The sequence below is a fragment of the Streptomyces sp. NPDC038135 genome (assembly GCF_055601245.1).
Genome location: NZ_JBVJXS010000002.1, coordinates 535,647 through 556,081, shown reverse-complemented (window position 1 = coordinate 556,081; position 20,435 = coordinate 535,647). Strand labels below are relative to the sequence as shown.

Sequence of the window (20,435 nt, the reverse complement as noted above, 5' to 3'; positions counted from 1 at the left end):
CAAGGAGGGGCAGATCATGGAAGAAGCCGTCATAGCGCTGCGCCGAGTGACCGCCGAACTCGGCGCGCGTCCCGTGCTGCGCGGCATCGATCTCACCGTGCGCCGCGGCGAGGTCGTCGCGCTGCTCGGCGCCAACGGCTCCGGCAAGTCCACCGCGATCCGCACGATCATCGGTCAGGTGCCCGCCACCGGCGGCACGGTCGAGCTGTTCGGCACCCCCCGCCGCGCCTTCCGCGACTGGGCGCGCGTGGGCTACGTGCCCCAGCGCACCACGGCCGCCGGCGGGGTGCCGGCGACGGTGAGCGAGATCGTCTCCTCGGGCCGGCTGTCCCGCACCCGCTTCGGCCTGTTCCGCGGGTCCGACCGGGAGGCCGTGCGCCGCGCCCTGGAGCTGGTCGGCATGGCGGACCGCGCCGGGGACCCGGTGGACGCGCTCTCGGGCGGCCAGCACCAGCGGGTGCTGATCGCCCGCGCGCTGGCCGCCGAGCCCGAGCTGCTGATCATGGACGAGCCGATGGCGGGCGTCGACCTGGCCAGCCAGGAGGTGCTGGCCGCGACCCTGCGCGAGCAGGTCGGCCGGGGCGCCACGGTCCTGCTCGTACTGCACGAACTGGGCCCGCTCGAGCCGCTGATCGACCGGGCGGTCGTCCTGCGCGACGGCTGCGTGCTGCACGACGGCCCGCCGCCGAAGGCGCTGGGGCAGCACGCCCTGCCCGGCCACGACCACGTACACCCGCACGCGCCCGCGGGCACCGAACCGATCCGCACGGGACTGCTGAGCTGATGGAATTCCTGAACTACGCCTTCATGCAGCGGGCGCTCCTCGCGGCCGTCCTGGTCGGCGTCACCGCGCCCGCGATCGGCATCTTCCTGGTCCAGCGCCGCCAGCCCCTGATGGGCGACGGCATCGGGCACGTGGCGATGACCGGCGTCGGCCTCGGCTTCCTGCTGAACGCCTCCCCGGTGTGGATGGCCACGGCCGTCTCGGTGCTCGGCTCGGTCCTGATGGAGCTGATCCGCTGGTACGGCAGGACGCGCGGCGACATCGCGCTCGCCATGCTCTTCTACGGCGGCATGGCGGGCGGCGTGATGTTCGTCAACATCGCCCCCGGCGGGTCCAACGCCAACCTGACCTCGTACCTGTTCGGCTCGCTGTCGACGGTCTCCCCGTCCGACGTGAACGCGATCATGGTGCTGGCCGCGTTCGTGGTCGTGGTCACCCTGGGGCTGCGGCGGCAGTTGTTCGCGGTCGGCCAGGACGAGGAGTTCGCGCGGGTCACCGGTCTGCCGGTGCGCGCGCTGAACCTGCTCACCGCGGTCACGGCGGCGGTCACGGTGACGGTCGCCATGCGGGTGGTCGGGCTGATCCTGGTCTCCGCGCTCATGGTGGTGCCGGTCGCCGCCGCCCAGCAGCTCACCCGCAGCTTCGCCGCGACCTTCGCGGTCGCCGTCGCGCTCGGCATCACCGTGACGATCAGCGGCACGATCACGTCGTTCTACCAGGACGTCCCGCCCGGCGCGACCATCGTGCTGCTGACCATCGCCGCGTTCGTCGCGCTCACCGCGGCCGCCGCGCCGCTGGCCCGCCGGCGCGCCCGCGCGGCGGCCGCGGCACGGCCGGCCGGGGATCCCGCGGAGTGCTCGATTCCGGCCGGACGGGCGGCCGGGGACGGCGTCGGAGTCTGACCGCGGGTGGCCCGGGCTGGCACAATGGCCCGGGCAGACGCGAGACGAGGAGGCAACCGGTGACGACGGCTGGACCGCCCGTGAAGGGCCGCGCCACCCGGCAGCGTGCCGCAGTGGCGGCGGCCCTGGACGAGGTCGACGAGTTCCGCAGCGCGCAGGACCTGCACGACATGCTCAAGCACAAGGGCGACTCGGTCGGGCTCACCACCGTCTACCGCACCCTGCAGTCCCTCGCCGAGGCCGGCGAGGTCGACGTCCTGCGCACCTCCGAGGGCGAGTCCGTCTACCGCCGCTGCTCCACCGGCGAACACCACCACCACCTGGTCTGCCGCGCCTGCGGCAAGGCGGTCGAGGTCGAGGGCCCGGCGGTGGAGAAGTGGGCGGAGGCCATCGCGGCCGAGCACGGCTTCGTGAACGTCGCCCACACGGTCGAGATCTTCGGCACGTGCGCGGACTGCGCGGGTGCCTCCGGCGGCTGACCCGCCCGGCACGCCGGCCCCGAGCCCTGGCCTCCAGCTCTACGCCCGCCCGGCACGCCGGCCGGTCCGGCGCGGGGCCGCACACCCGGTACCGGTCCCTCGGCCGGAGCGCCGCCGGGACTACGGAACGGCCACCCGGCACGGATCGCGGCCGCCCCAGGCCACCGGCCCGAGCACGACCGGCACGCCAGCGCCGGATCAGTCCTCCTCGGTGCGGCCTTCCATCGCGGCGAGCTCCTCGTTCGGGATCGCGCCACCGAAGCGGCGGTCGCGGGAGGCGAACTCGATGCAGGCCCGCCACAGGTCGCGCCGGTCGAAGTCGGGCCACAGCACGTCCTGGAAGACCATCTCCGCGTAGGCGCTCTGCCAGAGCAGGTAGTTGGAGGTGCGCTGCTCGCCGCTGGGACGGAGGAAGAGGTCGACGTCCGGCATGTCCGGGTAGTACAGGTACTTCTGGATCGTCTTCTCGCTGACCTTGGACGGGTCGAGCCGGCCCGCCTTCACGTCCTCGGCGAGCCGCTGCGCCGCGTCGGCGATCTCGGCCCGGCCGCCGTAGTTCATGCAGAAGTACAGGGTGAGCAGATCGTTGCCCTTGGTCTGCTCCTGGGCGACCTGGAGCTCCTTGGCCACCGACTTCCACAGCCTGGGCATCCGGCCCACCCAGCGCACCCGGATGCCCAGCGCGTCGAGCTGGTCGCGGGTGCGGCGGATGAAGTCGCGGTTGAAGTTCATCAGGAAGCGGACCTCGTCGGGCGAGCGCTTCCAGTTCTCGGTGGAGAAGGCGTACAGGGAGATGTTGCGGACGCCGATCTCGATGGAGCCCTGCAGCACGTCCAGCACCCGCTCGGCGCCGACCTTGTGACCCTCGGTGCGGGGCAGCCCCCGGTCCTTCGCCCAGCGGCCGTTGCCGTCCATGACGATCGCCACGTGGCTCGGCACCAGCTCGCCCGGGAGCTTCGGCGCGCGGGCGCCCGACGGGTGCGGCTCGGGCGCCCTGTACTCACGGCGCCGGCTTCCCAGGATCCCGCGTACGACCATGTGCTCCTCGACTCCCTCTTGCTCTTCTCGCGCTTACTTCTCGACGTACCGGAGCGAGCGCAGGCCGCGCTCCAGGTGCCAGTGCAGATAGGCGGACACCAGACCGCTGCCCTCCCGGACGTGGCGTGCCTCGCACGCGTCCGCCGTCTCCCAGTCTCCCGTAAGCAGCGCGCCCAGCAGCACCAGGGTCTGCGGGGAGGGCACGACGCTGCCCGGCGCCCGGCAGTCGGCGCAGACCGAGCCGCCGGAGGCCACCGAGAAGAACCGGTTCGGGCCGGGCATCCCGCACTTCGCGCAGTCGCCGAAGCTGGGCGCGTAGCCGTTGACGGCGAGCGAGCGCAGCAGGAAGGCGTCCAGCACGAGGTGCGGGGCGTGCTCGCCGCGGGCGAGGGTGCGCAGGCCGCCGACGAGCAGCAGGTACTGCTGGACGGCCGGCTCGCCCTCGTGGTCGGTGAACCGCTCGGCGGTCTCCAGCATGGCGGTGCCCGCGGTGTAGCGGGCGTAGTCGGTGACGATCCCGCCGCCGTAGGGGGCGATGGTCTCGCTCTGCGTGCACAGCGGCAGCCCGCGTCCGACCAGCTCGCTGCCGCGCGCGAAGAACTGCACGTCGACATGGGAGAACGGCTCCAGCCGGGCCCCGAACTTCGACTTCGTCCGACGCACACCCCTGGCCACGGCCCGCACCCGGCCGTGCCCGCGGGTGAGCAGCGTGATGATGCGATCCGCTTCGCCGAGCTTCTGGGTCCGCAGGACGATGCCGTCGTCGCGGAACAGACTCATGGCTCCATTCTGCCCGCCCGCAAGGGCCGCCGGGCCCGCGGGCGGTCCTTCAGGCCACCGGCCGCCCGTGCCCGGCCGTGCGGGCGCCGGCGTACGCCGTCTCGGCGCGCAGCCGTTCCGCGTGGGTGGCCTCCCGCACGGCCCGCGGATCGCAGTCCCACTCCCGGCCGCCGCCGTAGGGCCGCAGCTGCACGTACGGTCCCTCGTGCCCCATGACGATGCCGAGGCGTCCGGTACGGGTGTCGACGGCGCAGGAGCCGACGGGGGGTTTCATCGCGTCCACCTCCGGTGGCTCCCCTGCCGGCGGCAATTTCACTCATCGCATGCCCCTGGTGGCCCAGCGTGTCTACACTCCCCCGGAGTCCGCCCGCGGCGCCGCCCGCCCTCCCGCGTCAACTCCGCTCCCGCCGCCGCCCGTTGACCGCCCTCGGCGCTGCCTGTGGCGGTCGGGCGTTCGGCTGGGCCATTCGTACGGCAACCACGTCCACGAGGGGCTGCTCGACTGGAAGGCCGACGAGCCGTGCGCGCGGGAGATGCCGGAGTTCTCGGCCGCGTCGTGGCCCGGACACCGCTACCGCTGCCACCATCCTGTGGAGGAGGACCAGCCGATCCGCGACCCAGCCCGCCAGGAGCCGTGAATGACCTTCCCCGCCCCGCTCACCGGTGTCGTCCCGCCCGTCTGCACCCCCCTCACACCGGAACGCGAGGTGGACGTGCCCTCGCTGCTGCGGCTGGTGGACCATCTGGTCGCGGGCGGGGTGCACGGGCTGTTCGTGCTCGGGTCGACCTCGGAGGCGGCGTTCCTGACGGACCGGCAGCGCCGGCAGGTGGTCGAGGCCGTCGCGGGTCATGCCGGCGGACAGCTCCCCGTGCTCGCCGGGGCCATCGACATGACCACCCCGCGCGTCCTGGAGCACGTCCGGGCGGTCTGCGCGGCGGGCGCGGAGGCCGTCGTCGTCACCGCCCCCTTCTACGCCCGGACCCACCCCGCCGAGATCGTCCACCACTACCGCCGGATCGCCGCCGCGAGCCCGGTCCCCGTGATCGCCTACGACATCCCGGTCGCCGTGCACACCAAGCTCCCCGCCGAGCTGGTGCTGGGCCTGGCCGCCGACGGGGTGCTGGCCGGGCTGAAGGACTCCAGCGGGGACCTGGCCGCGTTCCGGGAGGTCGTCACCGGGGCCCGCGCCCATGCCGGCTTCAGCGTGCTGACCGGCTCCGAACTCGTCGCGGACTCCGCGCTGGCGCTGGGCGCCGACGGGGCGGTGCCCGGGCTGGCCAACGTCGACCCGCACGGGTACGTCCGGCTGTACCGCCTGTGCCGGGCGGGCGACTGGGAGGGCGCACGAGCCGAACAGGAACGGCTGTGCGCGCTGTTCGGCATCGTCGGGGTGGGCGATCCGGCCCGCATGGGCGGCAGCTCGGCGGCCCTGGGCGCCTTCAAGGCGGCCCTGCACCTACGCGGAGTAATCACCTGCCCGGCGACGGCCGAGCCCCAGGTGCCGCTGTCGGGCGACGAGGTGGCCCGGGTGGGAAAGCTGCTGGCGGGGGCGGGACTGCTGTAGGCGGAGGCACGAGCGCCCCACACCTCGATCCGACCTGCCTATGGGACCGGGACCCGTTGCAGATGCTGAACGATGAGAGCGAGGTCCGAAATGGACGCCATACAGAATTCCTGGTCCCGAGTGTTCACGGAGTGAACGACGTCAGCGAATGCCGGGTTCCCGAGACCGCCGGCCTCGAGCAGAACGCGGTCCGGTAGCAGGATTCGGTTTCTCCTCGTCCGGTCGAGCACCCATGCGAGCTGAGTGGGAACACCCTTCACGACGTCCTCGATGAACTGGTCGACGCCTTCCCTCGGAGCCTTGTAGCGCCAGCCCATGCAGGCCACCTGGTGGTAGCCGAACTCGTCTTGTATTCGGTCGGCAGCTTGAACCAGGCGAGTTCGCCAAACCTGCTGAGCGCCTTCATCGCATCCACGGTCCATTCTTTCAGGGATCACGATCTCCGGACTACGCGGGCACCACGTGGACCCCGTACAACCATCCGGTCCCCCGGCGGGTCTCGACCGGGTGTGCGGGTCGGCTGTGGCTGCTCGCGTGTTTCGGTGAGCTCTGAGCAGGAGGCCCCGTGCGCAAACGCGCAGTTCGAATGACGCTGGCCGTCGCGGTCGTGGTGGCGGCGTCCGCCGCCGTCGTGCCCGTGGCGCAGGCCGCCCCGGCCGTCGGCCCCGCGAAGGCGGACTTCAACGGCGACGGTGTCGCCGACGTGGTCGTCGCCGCGCCGGACGCGACCGTGAACGGGCGGGCGCGGGCGGGATACGTGGCGGTGACCTACGGCAGCCGTACCGCGGGCCTGAAGTCGCAGGTCCACAAGGTGTTCCAGCAGAACACCGCCGGGGTGCCGGGCAGCGCGGAGCAGGACGACCGTTTCGGGGCCGCCCTCACCACCGGTGACCTCGACGGCGACGGCCGCACCGACCTGGTCGTCGGCTCGCCGGGCGAGGACGACGGCACTCTGGACTCCTCCGGTTCGCTGACGGTGCTGTGGGGCGGCAGGGACGGCCTGTCCTCGGCCACGGTCGTCAAGGGCACGCGGGCCCGGCAGTACCTCGGCGAGGCGCTGACCGCCGGGGACTTCGACGGGGACGGCCATCTGGACGTGGCCACCGGTACCACCGTCCACTACGGCCCCTTCGGCCGGGCCGGTGGCCCGGCCCGCACCGCGGCGATGGACGTCCGGGTGGACGCGCCGGACGACGTGCTGTGGCAGACCCCCGTGCTGGCCTCGGGCGACGTCGACGGCGACCGGGTCGACGACGTGGTCGCCATCGCCCCGCACGGCCAGGACGAGCTGCCGTACCACGGCCCCCGGCTGCTGCAGTACTTCCAGGGTAGCCGGGACGGGCTGACGGCCGCCCGGACGCTGCGCGACGCGCACACCGGCGAGACCCTGGACGGCGGCGCCGACCTGGCGGTGGGGGACCTCGACCGGGACGGCTACGCCGACATCGTGCTCGGCCGCGGCAGCGTGGACGACATGGAGGGCACCGCCGACGTCGACGCCGTGGGCGGCGCGGTCGAGATCGTGCGCGGTGGGGCGGCGGGACCGGACACCGCCGGGCCGCGCACCCGGTTCGACCAGGACACAGCCGGTGTTCCGGGGACCGCCGAGGAGCGGGACGACTTCGGTTCCAGCGTCTCGCTCGGCGACGTGAACGGCGACGGACGCCTCGACCTCGCGGTCGGCGCGCCCCGGGAGGACGTCGGCGCCATGACCGACGCGGGTTCGGTGACCGTGCTGCTGGGCGGCGCCCAGGGGCTCACCGCGACGGGGGCGAAGTCCTTTACCCAGAACTCGGCGTCGGTGCCGGGCACCGTCGAGAAGGGGGACCTGTTCGGCCGCGCCGTACGGCTGGCGGATACCACCGGCGACGGCCGCGCGGAGCTGTACGCCGGGGCCCCGGGGGAGAACGCGGGCGCCGGATCGGTCTGGGCGCTCTTGGGGACCGCCGCTCAGCCGACCGGCACCGGCTCCGTCTCCTTCGGCCCCGGCGCCCTGGGCGCGGTCGCGACGGGGGCGTCCCTGGGCGCGGCCTTCGACCGCCGCTGACGCGCCGCCCGGCGCCGGCCGGTCAGCGCGCCGTCCCCGCAGGCAGCCGCCGGAACTCGATGGTCTCGTACGGCCCCTTCGTCCCCGTCTCGTACAGCAGCCCGACCGTGTCCGCGTCGACGCGGACGAGGTCGGAGTAGGCGGCGGGCCGGTCGGAGAGGGTGAGTGCCCGGCCGAAGGTCCGTCCGCCGTCGGTGCTGCGCCACAGGGCCATCGCCCGGCGGGCCGTGGGCACGGAGGGGGCGGAGAACAGCAACGGGGCCTTCGGTCCCGGCAGTTGCAGGACGCTGCCCTGGACGACCGGGACGTCGTTCAGCATGCTACGGACGATGAAGGGGCCGTCCAGGGTCTCGCCCGCGTCGCTCGACCAGGCGCCGAGCCGGTTGCCTGGGCTGCTGCCGCTCTGGTCGCGCGCGGAGAAGTACAGGCGCCCGTCGCCGAGTTGGGCGGCGCTGGTCTCGTTGGCGTTGGTCACGCCGTCCTTGGCGTCGGCCACGAAGCCCAGGCGCCAGGTGCGGCCGCCGTCGTCGCTGCAGAGGGCGTGGGCGCCGTAGTACCGGGGCTCCTGGCCGGTGTCCGAGGAGCCGGGCGGCGGCGCGGTGGAGTGGTCGGCCGGGACCAGGAGGCGGCCGGCGTGCGGGCCGCGGGTCACGGCCAGGGCGTGGCCGGGGCCGGTCGCGTACCAGCGCCAGTGCGCCGGCTTCACCGCGGCCGTGATGTCCCGCGGCGGCGTGAAGCGGCGGCCGTCGTCCCGGCTGCGCTGCACGAACACCCGGCGGCCCTGCGCGGGGGTGACCTCGCCGCGCATGATCTGCGCCTCGGTCACCGCACCGCTGTTGTACGAGGTGACGAGCACGACGGTGCCGGTGCGCGGGTCGACGACGGGTGCCGGGTTGCCCCGGGTGTCGCCCCGCCCGGCGGCCACCACCGTCAGCGGTCCCCAGGTGCAGCCGCCGTCGGCGGAGCGGCGCAGCACGATGTCGATGTCGCCGCTGTCCCCGGCCCCGTCGTGCCGGCCCTCGGCGAAGGCCAGCAGGGTCCCGCGCCCGGTGACGACGGCGGCGGGGACGCGGTAGGTGTCGTAGCCGCCCTCCCCGGCGGTGTACGGCACCGAGGAGACACAGCCGGGTGCGGACCGGGCGGGGTGGACGGCGGTGAGCGGGGCGAGGAACGCGGTGGCGACGAGGAGGGCGCGGCTCAGCGGGGTCACGGCTCCATGCTTCCCGCGTTCAGCGCTCTCCGCTCACGGGCTTGCCCCGGGAGGGTCAGGACGGCGTGCGCGCCGCCGCCAGGAGTCTGCCGACGTCGTCGGCGCAGATGGTGAGGGCGGCGCCGACGGTGGTGAGGGCGTCTCGCTCGGCGGGTGTGTAGGGGCCGTCGGCCAGGGCGATGCGGGCGGCGTCGAGGAACAGGGACTCGCGGCCGGCCGGGGCGAGGTGCGGGGCGAGCGGGTCCAGGGCCTCGTGCAGCTCTATGGCGAGGCTCGCGCCGCACGGCCCGCCGAGGACCCGGCCGGTGTCGGCGGCGAGCGCCTCGACCAGGGCGGCCAGCCGGTCCTCGGTGCACTCCTGGAAGCCGGCGGCGCGGACGGTGCCGGCGGCCGTCTCCAGGGCCGTGCGGGAGGAGGTGCCGCCCGCGGCGAGGACGGCGAGGGCGACGGTGTGCACCGCGTCGCGGAGCATCGCGGAGAAGCGGCGGGTGGTGGGGTGGTCGAGGACCTCGGTGCCGTAGTGGTGGCCGCAGGCGGCGCACTCCACGACCGGTCCGGTGGCGCCGCGCGGCAGCAGGGGCACGCCGAGGAGGGTGAGGCGGCGGCGGCCGGAGAGCCGCTGGTAGTTGCGGTCGCCTCCGCAGCCCGGGCAGTAGAACTCGCCGTCCCCGACGGGTGTCCAGGCGGTGCGGGTGCCCAGGATGCGCGCAGCCCTGGCGGCACGGCCGTCTCGTCCCCGTACTGGCAGCACGTCGCACCTCCGTAACCGCGCGGCAACATCGCAGCGCTTGCGTGATGTTAGCCACATCCCGGAGGCTGAGTCAGTACCCCGTACGAGACCTTTCCGTGACCTGCACGGCGCGATGGCCGGTATACGACGGTGCCCCGGCCGCCCGGTACGGCGGCCGGGGCACCGAAGAGCCCGGTCAGAGCGGTCAGCGGGCCGCGCGGTTCACCGCGGAGACGACGGCCTTCAGCGACGCACGCGTCGTGTTCGCGTCGATGCCGATGCCCCACAGGACCTTGTCGCCGATCGCGCACTCGATGTACGAGGCGGCCTGCGCGGAGGCGCCCTCGCTCATCGTGTGCTCCTGGTAGTCCAGCAGGCGCACGTCGACGCCGATGGACTGCAGGGCGTCGAAGAAGGCGGAGATCGGGCCGTTGCCGGAGCCGGTCAGGACGGTGTCCTCGCCGTCGACGGTCGCCTCCACGGTCAGCGTGTCGACGCCGTCCGTGTCGGTGGTCGACTGGCCGGTGCGGACCTGGATGCGGCCCCACGGGTTCTCCGGGTTCGGCAGGTACTCGTCCTGGAAGGCCGCCCAGATGTCCTTCGGCGTGATCTCGCCGCCGTCGGCGTCCGTCTTGGCCTGGATGAGCTTGGAGAACTCGATCTGCATGCGGCGCGGCAGGTCCAGCTTGTGGTCGTTCTTCAGGACGTAGGAGACACCGCCCTTGCCGGACTGCGAGTTGACCCGGATGACCGCCTCGTACGAGCGGCCGACGTCCTTGGGGTCGATGGGCAGGTACGGCACCGCCCACTCCAGGTCGTCGACGGTGACGCCCTTGGCCTTCGCGTCGGCCTCCATGGCGTCGAAGCCCTTCTTGATGGCGTCCTGGTGGGAGCCGGAGAAGGACGTGTAGACCAGGTCGCCCACGTACGGATGGCGCGGGTGGACCTCCATCTGGTTGCAGTACTCCCACGTACGACGGATCTCGTCGATGTCGGAGAAGTCGATCTGCGGGTCGACGCCCTGCGAGAACAGGTTCATGCCCAGGGTGACCAGGTCGACGTTGCCGGTGCGCTCGCCCTGGCCGAACAGGCAGCCCTCGACGCGGTCGGCGCCGGCCATCACCGCCAGCTCGGCGGCGGCGACGGCGGTGCCGCGGTCGTTGTGCGGGTGCACGGACAGGCAGACGTACTCGCGCCGGGACAGGTTGCGGTGCATCCACTCGAACCGGTCGGCGTGCGTGGACGGGGTCGAACGCTCCACCGTGGCGGGCAGGTTGAGGATGATCTCGCGGCCCGGGCCCGGCTGGTAGACGTCCATCACCGCCTCGCAGACCTCCAGCGCGAACTCCAGCTCGGTGTCGGTGAAGATCTCCGGGGAGTACTGGTAGCCGAACTCCGTCTCCGGGCCCAGCAGTTTCTCGGCGTACTCCATCACCAGGCGGGTGCCGTCGACGGCGATCTGCTTGATGTCGTCCTTGGAGCCGCGGAAGACGACCCGGCGGAACACGGGGGCGGTCGCGTTGTACAGGTGGACGGTGGCCCGCCGGGCGCCCTTCAGGGACTCCACGGTCCGCTCGATCAGGTCCTCGCGGGCCTGGGTCAGGACGGAGATCGTCACGTCCTCGGGGATCGCGCCCTCTTCCTCGATGATCGAGCGTACGAAGTCGAAGTCGGTCTGGCCGGAGGCGGGGAAGCCGACCTCGAGCTCCTTGTAGCCCATCGCCACCAGCTGGTCGAACATCCGGCGCTTGCGCTCGGGCGACATCGGGTCGATCAGTGCCTGGTTGCCGTCGCGCAGGTCGGTGGAGAGCCAGCGGGGGGCGACGGTGATCCGCTTCTCCGGCCAGGTGCGGTCCGGGATGCCGACCTGGTCGTAGCGGCCGTACTTGTGGATCGGCATGGAACTGGGCTGCTGGCGGTTGGCCATGATGCGTGGGCTCCTCAGGGTGTCCGGATGTCCGAGTGGACGGCCGACGACGCAACGCCAGAGCTCCGCGGGGAGGGGGTCGGCCTTGTCTACAGGCCCTCGCCGCGGCAGCTAAGGAGAAGCAGCCCGAAACGCATGATGCTCCGCAGCCTAGCCGAGCCGCACCGGGTGCGTGGGCCTGTCCCAGTATGCGGGACCGTGGGGACCAAACGGACATAAAGTGCGCAATCCCACTCGGCGACTCCTCTCTCTTACCACTCCGTGACGCAGCGCGACATGGGATGTCCGGGTATTTCACCAATCATGGTTGCGAGTGGTGACAGTCGCATCACTCAGTGCGATGGTGCCGGACATGACCACCAACGGGGGCTTCGAGCCCGTCTTCTGCACGATCGTTCCGCCGCACGTCCTCGACCGGCTCGCACAGGCCGAGGACTCCGCGGTCTCCGGTCCCGCCCGCCGGTCCCTGGAGCACGACGCCTTCCAGCGCACCAAGCGCCGCCTGACCACGGTGCTCGGCGCGCCCGCGGTCGCCCCGCCCGCCGGCGCCGCCGCAGGCCGACCGCACCGCACCGTCTACGACGCCCGGCACCGGCAGGACCTGCCCGGCGTCAAGGTCCGCGAGGAGGGCTCCGGGCCGGGCTCGGACGCCTCGGTGAACCGCGCCTACGCGGGTCTCGGCGCCACCTTCGACCTGTACCAGAAGGCCTACGGCCGCGACTCCATCGACGGCGAGGGCCTGCCGCTGGACGCCAGCGTGCACTTCGGCACCGACTACGACAACGCCTTCTGGAACGGCGAGCAGATGGTGTTCGGCGACGGGGACAACGAGATCTTCCTGGACTTCACCATCCCGGTCGACGTCATCGGCCACGAGCTGACCCACGGCGTCACCCAGCACACCGCCAACCTCACCTACTTCGGCCAGCCCGGCGCGCTCAACGAGTCGCTGTCCGACGTCTTCGGCTCGCTGATCAAGCAGTACAGCCTCGGCCAGACCGCCGCCGAGGCCGACTGGCTGATCGGCGCGGGCCTGCTCGCGCCGGGTGTGCACGGCACCGCCCTGCGCTCGATGAAGGCGCCGGGCACGGCGTACGACGACCCGAACCTCGGTAAGGATCCGCAACCGGCGACCATGGAGCACTACGTCCGCACCGGCCGGGACAACGGCGGCGTGCACATCAACTCCGGTATCCCCAACCACGCGTTCTACCTGGTCGCCACCGCCCTGGGCGGCCACTCCTGGGAGAAGGCCGGGCAGCTCTGGTACGACGTGCTGACCGGCGGCGAGCTGAAGCAGCAGGCCCTGTTCACGGACTTCGCCACGCTCACCGTCAAGGCGGCCCGCGAGCGGTTCGGCGCGGGCGACGAACTGGAGGCCGTGCAGAAGGCCTGGGAGCAGGTCGGGGTGCGGACGCTGTAGTTCCGTACTAGACAGGCACCCATGCGTATTCAGGTACGGCGCACGGGCGGTTTCGCCGGCATCGAGCGCCGGGCCGAGGTGGACACCTCGGCCCGGCCCGACGACCGGGAGTGGCAGTCCCTGGCCGAACGGGTCCTGGCCTCCGGCAGGCCCACGCCACCGGCGGGGGTACCGGACGGCTTCGCCTACGAGATCACGGTCGACGGCCGCACGGTCTACGCGGCCGATCCCCGACTGACCGAGGAACAGCGGGAGTTGATCACCAGAGTGCTGAAGGAGGGGGCCTAGGCGGGCCGTGCGCCCCGGTTTCGCGCCGGGGCGTTGACTTCCGTTACCGACGGTACGGATGATCCGGGCCATGGCGACTGACGCAGGCAAGGCGATTCCCCGTTTCCCGGCCGGCTTCCTGTGGGGCGTGTCCACCTCGGCCCATCAGATCGAGGGGGCGGCCGACGAGCGGGAGCCCTCCGTGTGGGACGTGTTCACGGCCGCGCCGGGGCGGGTGAAGGACGGCTCGACGGCGGCGGTGGCCTGCGACCACTACCACCGCTACCGCGAGGACGTGGCGCTGCTCGCCGGCCTCGGCGTGGACGCGTACCGCTTCTCCGTGTCCTGGCCCCGGGTGAACTCCCCCGGCGGCCTCGACTTCTACGACCGCCTGGTGGACGAGCTGTGCGCGGCGGGCGTGCGCCCCGTGCCCACCCTCTTCCACTGGGACCTGCCGGCCGGCCTGGACTGGCTGGAGCGGGACACGGCCGCCCGGTTCGCCGAGTACGTGTCCGCGGTCGCCGGGCGGCTCGGCGACCGGGTCACCAAGTGGATCACGCTCAACGAGCCGGCCGAGCACACCCTGCTGGGCCACGCCCTCGGCGTGCACGCTCCCGGCCGCGAGCTGCTGTTCGACGCGCTCCCCGCCGCCCACCACCAGCTCCTCGCCCACGGCCTCGCCGTGGGGGCCCTGCGCGCGGCCGGAGCGGCGGACATCGGCATCGCCAACTCCCACGGCCCCACCTGGCCGGCCTCCGGCGACCCGGCCGACCAGGAGGCGGCCGGCTTCTACGACCTGCTGCTCAACCGGCTGTTCGCGGAGTCGGTCCTGCTGGGCGCGTACCCGGAGGGCGTCGGCGAACTGATGCCGGGCGACGTGGAGTCCGACCTGAAGACCATCTCCGCGCCGGTCGACTGGTACGGCGTCAACTACTACGCCCCGACCCGGGTGGGCGCCCCGCAGGGCACCGCGACCGAGTTCGGCGGCATCGACATGCCCGCCGAACTCCCCTTCTCGGTACGGCGGATCGAGGGCCGCCCGGAGACGGACTTCGGCTGGCCGGTGGTCCCCGAGGGGCTGACGGAGCTGCTGACCGGCTTCCGCGACCGGTACGGCGACCGGCTCCCGCCGGTGGTCGTCACGGAGAACGGCTGCTCCTACGAGGGAGTCGACGACCAGGACCGGATCGCCTACCTGGACGCCCACATCCGCGCCCTGCACGCGGCACTCGAGGCGGGCGTAGACGTGCGCGGCTACTTCGTCTGGTCGCTGATGGACAACTTCGAGTGGGCGGAGGGCTACGCGCGCCGCTTCGGTCTGGTGCACGTGGACTACGACACCCTGGAGCGCACCCCGAAGGCCTCGTACCACTGGTACCGGGACGTGCTGCGGGCGCAGAGATGACCGCCGCCGCCCCGGCCGCCCTGGCGGAGCCCGCCGGGCCGGTCCCCCGCGGCTGGACGGCGGCACTTGCGCTGGCCAACGGGGCGATCTGGGTGGGCTGGTTCGGGCCGCTGCAGATCCTGCTGGCCTCCCAGGCGAGGGACTTCGCGCCCGGCGCCGGGATGCCGAAGGAGACGCTCCTGGCCTGGGTGACCGGCGCGGGCGCGGTCGTCTCGCTGGTCGCCAACCCGCTCTTCGGCGCCCTGTCCGACCGCACGACCGGCCGCCGGGGCCGCCGTACGCCGTGGATCGTGGCCGGCGCGGCGGGCGGCGCGCTCTCGCTGCTGCTGCTCGCGGGCGCGGACGGGGCGGGGACGATGGCGCTGGGCTGGTGCCTGGCGCAGCTCACCCTGAACGCGGTCTTCGCGGCGATCACGGCGGCGGTCCCGGACCGGGTGCCGCGCGGACGCCGCGGCGCGGTGGGCGGCTGGCTGGGCGCGGCCCAGATCCTGGGCGTGGTCGGGGGCACGGGTCTGGCCACGGCGGCGGGCGGCACCGCCGCCGGGTACCTGGCGTGCGCGGTGTTCACGCTGGTGGGCGTACTGCCGTACGTGCTGCGGTACGAGGACCTGCGGCTGGCCGCGGCGGACCGGCCGGCCTGGTCCTGGCGCGGCTTCCTGGCGGGCTTCTGGCTGAGTCCGCGCCGCCACCCCGACCTGGGCTGGGCCTGGCTCACCCGCTTCCTGGTCAACCTCAGCAACGCGCTGGTCCTGCTGTACCTGCTGTACTACCTGCGGGACCGCCTTCGGTACGGCGATCCCGGCCGGGGCGTGCTGATCCTGACGGCCGTGAACGGACTGACCCTGCTCGCCACGGTCGTCGTGGGCGGTGTGTGGTCGGACCGCACGGGGCGCCGCAAGCCGTTCGTGATCTGGTCGGGCGTGCTGATGGCGGTGGCGACGGCGGCTCTCGCCGGCTGGCAGACCTGGCCCGGCGCGATCGTCGCGGCGGCGGTCCTCGGGGTCGGCTTCGGGGTGTTCACCTCGGTCGACTTCGCGCTGATGACGGACGTCCTGCCGAAGGCGCTGGACCGCGGCAAGGACCTCGGCGTGATCAACGTGGCCAACGCGCTGCCGCAGGTCACGGCGCCCGCCCTCGCCGCGCCGATCGTGACGTACCTGGGCGGCTACCGGGTGCTGTACCTGGTGGCGGCCGTGATCGGTCTGGCGGGGGCGGTGCTGGTGCGGCGGATCAGGGGCGTCGAGTGACCGTCACAGGACGCCGGCGTCCCGGGCGCTCCACAGCGTCGGGTAGGAGGGGCGGTAGCCCAGCTCGCGGCGGATGCGGTCGGTGGAGGCGAGCCCGTACCAGGGGTCGGGGTCGGGGCCGTCGGCGGGCGGCTCGACGCCGAGGAGCCGGTGGATCTCCAGGACCGTGACCGGGGCGTCGTCGGCGATGTTGTAGATCCGGCCGCCGGCGCCGGGGGCGTACAGCAGGCGCGTCAGTCCCTGGGCGACGTCGGCGACGTGCACGAGGTGGTGCCGCTTGGTGGCCGGCTGGCTCGCGGTCCAGCGGGTGATGCCGGGCAGGTGCGGGTCGCCGTCGCCGTAGACGAAGGCGAGCCGGCCCACCCGCACGTCCAGCCCGTCCAGCGCCAGCAGCGCGCGCTCGGCCTCCAGCTTGGACTCCGGGTACGTCATCCACATGGGGCCGCCGGGCACCGTGGGATCGTCCTCGACGAGCGGCCGGCCGCGCCCGGTGCCGTACGACAGGATCGTGCCGGTCTGCACGAAGCGCCGTGCTCCGGAGGCGATCGCCGCCCGGCCCAGTTCCACCGCCGCGTCCCGGTTGACCGCCCACACCTCCTCGTCCGGCACGCCGCGGAACGAGGCGGCGACGTTGACCACGGCGTCGGCCCCGGCGAGGGCCTTGCCGAGCACGTCGGTGTCACGGAGGTCGCCGACGACGATCTCGGCGCCGCGGTCGGCGAGGTCGGCGGCGCGGGACTCGTCGCGGACGAGCACACGGATCCGCTCGTCGGGCCGCGACTGGGCGAGCAGCCGGGGGACGAATCCGCGTCCCACCTGTCCGGTGGCGCCGGTGATCAGGGTCAGCATGGCTGGGTTCCTCTCGTTCGGTGCTCCCAGCCTCGGCCGTGTCCGGCGGCGCCGGGAGAGACCTCCCGATCGGGGGACCGGCGGTCCCTGGATAACACGGCCGGAGTGCCGCAGCCTGGGAGGGTGAACCGAGCCGAACTCGCCGACTTCCTGCGCCGCGGCCGGGCCCGCCTGGAACCCGCCGACGTGGGCCTCGCGGCCGGCGCCCGCCGCCGTACCCCGGGACTGCGCCGGGAGGAGGTGGCCCAACTGGCCGGGATGTCCGTCGACTACTACACCCGGCTGGAACAGCGCCGCGGTCCCCGCCCGTCCCGCCAGATGCTGACGGCGCTGGCGCGCGCCCTGCGCCTGTCCGACGACGAGCGGGACCACCTCTTCCACCTGGTGGGCGAGGAGCCCCCGCGGCGGGGCACGGCCTCCGCGCACGTCCGCCAGGGCCTCCTGCTGGTCCTGGACCGGCTGTACGACTCACCGGCCCAGGTGGTGACGGACTGCGGCACGGTGCTGGCGCAGAACGCGCTGGCCAAGGCGCTGGTCGGGGACGCGCTCGCCCGCCCGCCGCGCGAGCGGAACCTGACGCGGCGGTTCTTCTTGGACCCGGCGGCCCGCGCGCTGTTCCCGCCGGAGGACCTGCCCGCGCACGCCTTCGACCACGTGGCCGCCCTCCGCGCGGTGGCCGCGGCCCGCCCCGAGGACCCGGAGCCGGCCGCCCTGGCCGCCGAACTGCGTGCGGCGAGCGAGGAGTTCGCCCGGCTGTGGGAGGCGCACGAGGTGTCCCTGCGCCGCCCGTCCACGAAGCGCTTCGTGCACCCGGTGGTGGGCCTACTGGAACTGGACTGCGAGGTCCTGCTGAGCCACGAGGGCCATCAGCACCTCATCATCCACACGGCACGGCCGGGCACGGAGTCGGCCGAGCGGCTGCGGCTGCTGAGGGTGGTGGGGCTGCAGGACATGACCCCGTCGCGCGCCTGAGCGCGTCCCGGGGCGCCCTCAGAAGCCCAGCCGGCGCAGCTGCTTGGGGTCCCGCTGCCAGTCCTTGGCCACCTTGACGTGCAGGTCCAGGAAGACGGGCGTGCCGAGCAGCGCCTCGATCTGCTTGCGGGACTTGATGCCGACGTCCTTCAGCCGCTTGCCCTTGGGGCCGATGATGATGCCCTTCTGGCTGGGGCGCTCGATGTAGACGTTGGCGTGGATGTCCAGCAGCGGCTTGTCGGCCGGGCGGTCCTCGCGCGGCAGCATCTCCTCGACGACCACGGCGATGGAGTGCGGCAGCTCGTCGCGGACGCCCTCCAGGGCCGCCTCGCGGATGAGTTCCGCGATCATGACCTGCTCGGGCTCGTCGGTGAGGTCGCCCTCGGGGTAGAGCGCCGGGCCCTCGGGCAGCATGGGGACCAGCAGGTCCGCCAGCAGGTCGACCTGCTTGTTCGCGGTCGCCGAGACGGGGACGATCTGCGCCCACTCGATGCCCAACTCCTTGCCGAGCTGGTCGATCGCGATGAGCTGCTCGGCGAGGGTCTTGGAGTCGACCAGGTCCGTCTTGGTGACGATGGCGACCTTCGGGGACTTGCGGATGCCGGCCAGTTCCTTGGCGATGAAGCGGTCGCCAGGGCCGATCTTCTCGTTCGCCGGCAGGCAGAAGCCGATCACGTCGACCTCGGCCCAGGTCGTCCGCACGACGTCGTTGAGCCGCTCGCCGAGCAGGGTGCGCGGCTTGTGCAGCCCGGGGGTGTCCACCAGGATCAGCTGGGCGTCGGGCCGGTGCACGATGCCGCGCACCGTGTGCCGCGTGGTCTGCGGCTGGTTGGCGGTGATCGCCACCTTCTGCCCGACCAGAGCGTTCGTGAGGGTGGACTTGCCCGCGTTGGGGCGGCCCACGAAGCAGGCGAAGCCGGCGCGGTGGGCGGTCTCGCCCGACGGCTCGGATGACTGGGTACGAACGCTCATGGCGTTCATTGTCCCTGATCCACGGGACCGCGCCGTACCAACGGCCGCCACCGGCTCTTGATGTGAGCTTGACGAAACCACGGCGCAACGAAACGTCACGGAAACACACCTGTACGCAACCGGAAACGGTGACCGGTGAACCTCTGACGAGCCCCCACACCGTTGGAGACGCCCGTGACCCTCGCCGCAGCCCACGTCGACACCGGCGACACCGCCTGGCTCCTCGCCGCCACCGCCCTCGTCCTGCTGATGACCCCGGGTCTGGCCCTCTTCTACGGCGGCATGGTGCGCACCAAGAGCGTGCTGAACATGCTGATGATGAGCTTCGTGTCGATCGCCCTGGTGACCGTGGTCTGGCTGGCGGCCGGCTACTCGCTCGCCTTCGGGGACGACGTCTTCGGCGGGCTGATCGGCGGCCTCGGGCACTCCGGGATGGCCGGGATCGGCCCGCGCAGCGTGCACGGCACCGTCCCCACCCTGCTCTTCGCCACCTTCCAGCTCACCTTCGCGATCATCACGGCGGCCCTGGTCAGCGGCGCGGTCGCGGACCGCACGAGGTTCTCCGCCTGGCTGGTGTTCGTCCCGGTCTGGGCGCTCGCGGTATACGTTCCGGTGACCCACTGGGTGTGGGGCCCCGGCGGCTGGATCGTGGACCGGCTCGGGGCGCTCGACTTCGCCGGCGGCATGCCGGTGGAGATCACCTCCGGCGCCTCCGGGCTCGCCCTGTGCCTGGTGCTCGGACCCCGGCTCGGGTTCAGGAAGGACGCCATGCGTCCGCACAACCTGCCGATGGTGATCCTCGGCGCCGGTCTGCTCTGGTTCGGCTGGTTCGGCTTCAACGCGGGCTCCGCGCTCGGCGCGAACGGCCTCGCCGCCGCGGCCTTCCTGAACACGCTCGCGGCCGGCTGCACGGGCCTGCTCGGCTGGCTCTTCGTCGAGCAGAGGCGCGACGGCCACCCCACCACCCTGGGCGCGGCCTCCGGCGCGGTGGCGGGCCTGGTCGCGATCACCCCGTCCTGCGGCACGGTCTCCCTGCTGGGCGCGCTGGTGGTGGGCCTGGCCGCCGGTGTCGTCTGCTCGTACGCGGTGAGCTGGAAGTTCCGGCTGAACTACGACGACTCGCTGGACGTCGTCGGCGTCCACCTGGTCGGCGGCGTCATCGGCACCCTGCTGATCGGGCTGTTCGCGGAGCGGGCGATGACCGGCGGCGCCGAGGGCCTGTTCTACGGCGGCGGGCTGCTCCCGCTGGGCCGGCAGCTGCTGGCCGTGGCGGCCGTCGGGGCGTACGCCTTCGGGGTGACCTACGGGCTCGGCAGGCTGATCGACCGGGTGCTGGGCTTCCGGGCGAGCGAGGAGCAGGAGCATACCGGCCTGGACCTTACGGTGCACGCCGAGACGGCTTACGATCACGGGGTCCTGGGCCATGGCGCTCCGGTCACCCACTCCCTCGTCGCCGCCCAGCAGGCACCCAGCCGGAAGGTCGAGAGCCAGGCATGAAGCTCATCACCGCGATCGTCAAGCCCTACCGGCTGGACGAGGTCAAGACCGCCCTGCAGGAGCTGGGCGTGCAGGGACTGACCGTCAGCGAGGCGAGCGGTTACGGCCGGCAGCGCGGGCACACCGAGGTCTACCGGGGCGCGGAGTACCGGGTCGACCTGGTGCCGAAGGTGCGCATCGAGGTCGTGGTGGAGGACGCCGTGGCCGACGACGTGATCGACGCGATCGTCGCGGCCGCGCAGACGGGGAAGATCGGGGACGGCAAGGTCTGGGCGCTGCCCGTGGAGACCGTCGTGCGGGTGCGGACCGGCGAGCGCGGTCCCGACGCCCTCTGACGGGCA

The 20,435-nt window shown here is 72.9% G+C and carries 22 protein-coding genes; 13 read left to right on the top strand and 9 right to left on the bottom strand.

What is annotated here, in order from left to right:
- The first annotated feature begins 13 nt into the window (after window positions 1–13).
- The 3 genes from ACZ7JA_RS06830 to ACZ7JA_RS06820 are packed head-to-tail and all read left to right on the top strand — an operon-like array spanning window position 14 to window position 2,165.
- Entirely contained in the window at window positions 14–784 is a 771-nt protein-coding gene (locus ACZ7JA_RS06830) for a metal ABC transporter ATP-binding protein (RefSeq protein WP_389447058.1), read from the top strand.
- Window positions 784–1,686 carry a metal ABC transporter permease gene (locus ACZ7JA_RS06825; protein ID WP_389299627.1) on the top strand — a complete coding sequence of 301 codons (903 nt, stop codon included), beginning with the start codon at window positions 784–786 and terminating at the stop codon, window positions 1,684–1,686. Before ACZ7JA_RS06830 ends, ACZ7JA_RS06825 begins: the two co-directional genes overlap by 1 nt.
- A 59-nt stretch (window positions 1,687–1,745) precedes the next feature.
- The gene (locus ACZ7JA_RS06820; RefSeq protein ID WP_351659581.1) at window positions 1,746–2,165 is read left to right on the top strand and encodes a Fur family transcriptional regulator; all 420 of its coding nucleotides are present in this window, start codon (window positions 1,746–1,748) and stop codon (window positions 2,163–2,165) included.
- A gap of 198 nt (window positions 2,166–2,363) precedes the next feature.
- Here the strand turns inward: ACZ7JA_RS06820 and ACZ7JA_RS06815 are convergent, their stop codons facing one another.
- From ACZ7JA_RS06815 to ACZ7JA_RS06805, 3 genes are read right to left on the bottom strand one after another with little or no spacing between them, the layout of a single operon-like run.
- Complete coding sequence (locus tag ACZ7JA_RS06815) at window positions 2,364–3,203, bottom strand: isoprenyl transferase (protein ID WP_470807520.1); 840 nt, start codon at window positions 3,201–3,203, stop codon at window positions 2,364–2,366.
- Between the two features lie 33 nt (window positions 3,204–3,236).
- Complete coding sequence (gene recO / locus ACZ7JA_RS06810) at window positions 3,237–3,983, bottom strand: DNA repair protein RecO (RefSeq protein WP_351659575.1); 747 nt, start codon at window positions 3,981–3,983, stop codon at window positions 3,237–3,239.
- Between the two features lie 49 nt (window positions 3,984–4,032).
- On the bottom strand, window positions 4,033–4,257 hold the full coding sequence (locus ACZ7JA_RS06805; protein WP_351659572.1) for a hypothetical protein: 225 nt from the start codon (window positions 4,255–4,257) through the stop codon (window positions 4,033–4,035).
- A gap of 49 nt (window positions 4,258–4,306) precedes the next feature.
- On the opposite strand from ACZ7JA_RS06805, the gene ACZ7JA_RS06800 reads away from it, so the two are divergent.
- Window positions 4,307–4,621, top strand: a complete 315-nt coding sequence (locus tag ACZ7JA_RS06800) for a hypothetical protein (protein WP_470807518.1) — start codon at window positions 4,307–4,309, stop codon at window positions 4,619–4,621.
- On the top strand, window positions 4,622–5,548 hold the full coding sequence (locus ACZ7JA_RS06795; RefSeq protein WP_351659569.1) for a dihydrodipicolinate synthase family protein: 927 nt from the start codon (window positions 4,622–4,624) through the stop codon (window positions 5,546–5,548).
- A 38-nt stretch (window positions 5,549–5,586) separates the two neighbouring features.
- Here the strand turns inward: ACZ7JA_RS06795 and ACZ7JA_RS06790 are convergent, their stop codons facing one another.
- The gene (locus ACZ7JA_RS06790) at window positions 5,587–5,865 is read right to left on the bottom strand and encodes a hypothetical protein (protein WP_470807516.1); all 279 of its coding nucleotides are present in this window, start codon (window positions 5,863–5,865) and stop codon (window positions 5,587–5,589) included.
- A 269-nt stretch (window positions 5,866–6,134) separates the two neighbouring features.
- Between ACZ7JA_RS06790 and ACZ7JA_RS06785 the strand changes: the two genes are divergently transcribed.
- Window positions 6,135–7,595, top strand: coding sequence for an FG-GAP and VCBS repeat-containing protein (locus tag ACZ7JA_RS06785; protein WP_470807514.1), 1,461 nt, complete (start codon window positions 6,135–6,137; stop codon window positions 7,593–7,595).
- Between the two features lie 22 nt (window positions 7,596–7,617).
- Here ACZ7JA_RS06785 and ACZ7JA_RS06780 read toward each other — a convergent pair whose 3' ends face one another.
- The 3 genes from ACZ7JA_RS06780 to leuA form a co-directional block, all read right to left on the bottom strand.
- Window positions 7,618–8,805, bottom strand: a complete 1,188-nt coding sequence (locus ACZ7JA_RS06780) for a sialidase family protein (RefSeq protein ID WP_470807513.1) — start codon at window positions 8,803–8,805, stop codon at window positions 7,618–7,620.
- Window positions 8,806–8,860: 55 nt separating this feature from the next.
- Complete coding sequence (locus tag ACZ7JA_RS06775) at window positions 8,861–9,556, bottom strand: tellurite resistance TerB family protein (protein WP_351659561.1); 696 nt, start codon at window positions 9,554–9,556, stop codon at window positions 8,861–8,863.
- 184 nt (window positions 9,557–9,740) lie between these two features.
- On the bottom strand, window positions 9,741–11,462 hold the full coding sequence (gene leuA / locus ACZ7JA_RS06770; protein ID WP_470807512.1) for a 2-isopropylmalate synthase: 1,722 nt from the start codon (window positions 11,460–11,462) through the stop codon (window positions 9,741–9,743).
- Between the two features lie 352 nt (window positions 11,463–11,814).
- Between leuA and ACZ7JA_RS06765 the strand changes: the two genes are divergently transcribed.
- The 4 genes from ACZ7JA_RS06765 to ACZ7JA_RS06750 all read left to right on the top strand — a co-directional run bounded on the left by ACZ7JA_RS06765 (window position 11,815) and on the right by ACZ7JA_RS06750 (window position 15,804).
- Complete coding sequence (locus tag ACZ7JA_RS06765) at window positions 11,815–12,885, top strand: M4 family metallopeptidase (protein WP_351659556.1); 1,071 nt, start codon at window positions 11,815–11,817, stop codon at window positions 12,883–12,885.
- Between the two features lie 21 nt (window positions 12,886–12,906).
- Window positions 12,907–13,173: a protealysin inhibitor emfourin gene (locus ACZ7JA_RS06760; protein ID WP_351659553.1), complete on the top strand. Its 267-nt coding sequence runs from the start codon at window positions 12,907–12,909 to the stop codon at window positions 13,171–13,173.
- 70 nt (window positions 13,174–13,243) lie between these two features.
- Entirely contained in the window at window positions 13,244–14,557 is a 1,314-nt protein-coding gene (locus ACZ7JA_RS06755; protein ID WP_470807511.1) for a GH1 family beta-glucosidase, read from the top strand.
- A complete protein-coding gene (locus tag ACZ7JA_RS06750; protein WP_470807510.1) occupies window positions 14,554–15,804 on the top strand; it encodes an MFS transporter in 1,251 nt (416 codons plus the stop codon). Before ACZ7JA_RS06755 ends, ACZ7JA_RS06750 begins: the two co-directional genes overlap by 4 nt.
- Window positions 15,805–15,807: 3 nt before the next feature.
- Here the strand turns inward: ACZ7JA_RS06750 and ACZ7JA_RS06745 are convergent, their stop codons facing one another.
- Window positions 15,808–16,653 (bottom strand): NAD-dependent epimerase/dehydratase family protein, encoded by an 846-nt coding sequence (locus tag ACZ7JA_RS06745; protein WP_389446778.1) that lies wholly within the window; start codon window positions 16,651–16,653, stop codon window positions 15,808–15,810.
- A gap of 123 nt (window positions 16,654–16,776) precedes the next feature.
- Between ACZ7JA_RS06745 and ACZ7JA_RS06740 the strand changes: the two genes are divergently transcribed.
- Complete coding sequence (locus ACZ7JA_RS06740; RefSeq protein WP_470807508.1) at window positions 16,777–17,625, top strand: helix-turn-helix transcriptional regulator; 849 nt, start codon at window positions 16,777–16,779, stop codon at window positions 17,623–17,625.
- 18 nt (window positions 17,626–17,643) lie between these two features.
- Here the strand turns inward: ACZ7JA_RS06740 and era are convergent, their stop codons facing one another.
- Window positions 17,644–18,597, bottom strand: a complete 954-nt coding sequence (gene era, locus ACZ7JA_RS06735) for a GTPase Era (protein ID WP_351659539.1) — start codon at window positions 18,595–18,597, stop codon at window positions 17,644–17,646.
- Between the two features lie 174 nt (window positions 18,598–18,771).
- Between era and ACZ7JA_RS06730 the strand changes: the two genes are divergently transcribed.
- Together ACZ7JA_RS06730 and ACZ7JA_RS06725 are read left to right on the top strand one after the other, a co-directional pair.
- The gene (locus ACZ7JA_RS06730; protein ID WP_403678678.1) at window positions 18,772–20,094 is read left to right on the top strand and encodes an ammonium transporter; all 1,323 of its coding nucleotides are present in this window, start codon (window positions 18,772–18,774) and stop codon (window positions 20,092–20,094) included.
- Window positions 20,091–20,429 (top strand): P-II family nitrogen regulator, encoded by a 339-nt coding sequence (locus ACZ7JA_RS06725; protein ID WP_351659533.1) that lies wholly within the window; start codon window positions 20,091–20,093, stop codon window positions 20,427–20,429. The genes ACZ7JA_RS06730 and ACZ7JA_RS06725 overlap by 4 nt, the downstream gene beginning before the upstream one ends.
- The last annotated feature ends 6 nt before the right edge of the window (window positions 20,430–20,435 follow it).

Coding starts and splice junctions, on each gene's coding strand:
- ACZ7JA_RS06755 (WP_470807511.1), top strand. CDS start 13,244: ATGGCGACTGACGCAGGCAAGGCGATTCCCCGTTTCCCGGCCGGCTTC.
- ACZ7JA_RS06750 (WP_470807510.1), top strand. CDS start 14,554: ATGACCGCCGCCGCCCCGGCCGCCCTGGCGGAGCCCGCCGGGCCGGTC.
- ACZ7JA_RS06815 (WP_470807520.1), bottom strand. CDS start 3,203: ATGGTCGTACGCGGGATCCTGGGAAGCCGGCGCCGTGAGTACAGGGCG.
- ACZ7JA_RS06765 (WP_351659556.1), top strand. CDS start 11,815: ATGACCACCAACGGGGGCTTCGAGCCCGTCTTCTGCACGATCGTTCCG.
- ACZ7JA_RS06725 (WP_351659533.1), top strand. CDS start 20,091: ATGAAGCTCATCACCGCGATCGTCAAGCCCTACCGGCTGGACGAGGTC.
- ACZ7JA_RS06785 (WP_470807514.1), top strand. CDS start 6,135: ATGACGCTGGCCGTCGCGGTCGTGGTGGCGGCGTCCGCCGCCGTCGTG.
- leuA (WP_470807512.1), bottom strand. CDS start 11,462: ATGGCCAACCGCCAGCAGCCCAGTTCCATGCCGATCCACAAGTACGGC.
- ACZ7JA_RS06825 (WP_389299627.1), top strand. CDS start 784: ATGGAATTCCTGAACTACGCCTTCATGCAGCGGGCGCTCCTCGCGGCC.
- recO (WP_351659575.1), bottom strand. CDS start 3,983: ATGAGTCTGTTCCGCGACGACGGCATCGTCCTGCGGACCCAGAAGCTC.
- ACZ7JA_RS06795 (WP_351659569.1), top strand. CDS start 4,622: ATGACCTTCCCCGCCCCGCTCACCGGTGTCGTCCCGCCCGTCTGCACC.
- ACZ7JA_RS06790 (WP_470807516.1), bottom strand. CDS start 5,865: ATGGGCTGGCGCTACAAGGCTCCGAGGGAAGGCGTCGACCAGTTCATC.
- ACZ7JA_RS06760 (WP_351659553.1), top strand. CDS start 12,907: ATGCGTATTCAGGTACGGCGCACGGGCGGTTTCGCCGGCATCGAGCGC.
- ACZ7JA_RS06800 (WP_470807518.1), top strand. CDS start 4,307: ATGCCCCTGGTGGCCCAGCGTGTCTACACTCCCCCGGAGTCCGCCCGC.
- ACZ7JA_RS06805 (WP_351659572.1), bottom strand. CDS start 4,257: ATGAAACCCCCCGTCGGCTCCTGCGCCGTCGACACCCGTACCGGACGC.
- era (WP_351659539.1), bottom strand. CDS start 18,597: ATGAGCGTTCGTACCCAGTCATCCGAGCCGTCGGGCGAGACCGCCCAC.
- ACZ7JA_RS06745 (WP_389446778.1), bottom strand. CDS start 16,653: ATGCTGACCCTGATCACCGGCGCCACCGGACAGGTGGGACGCGGATTC.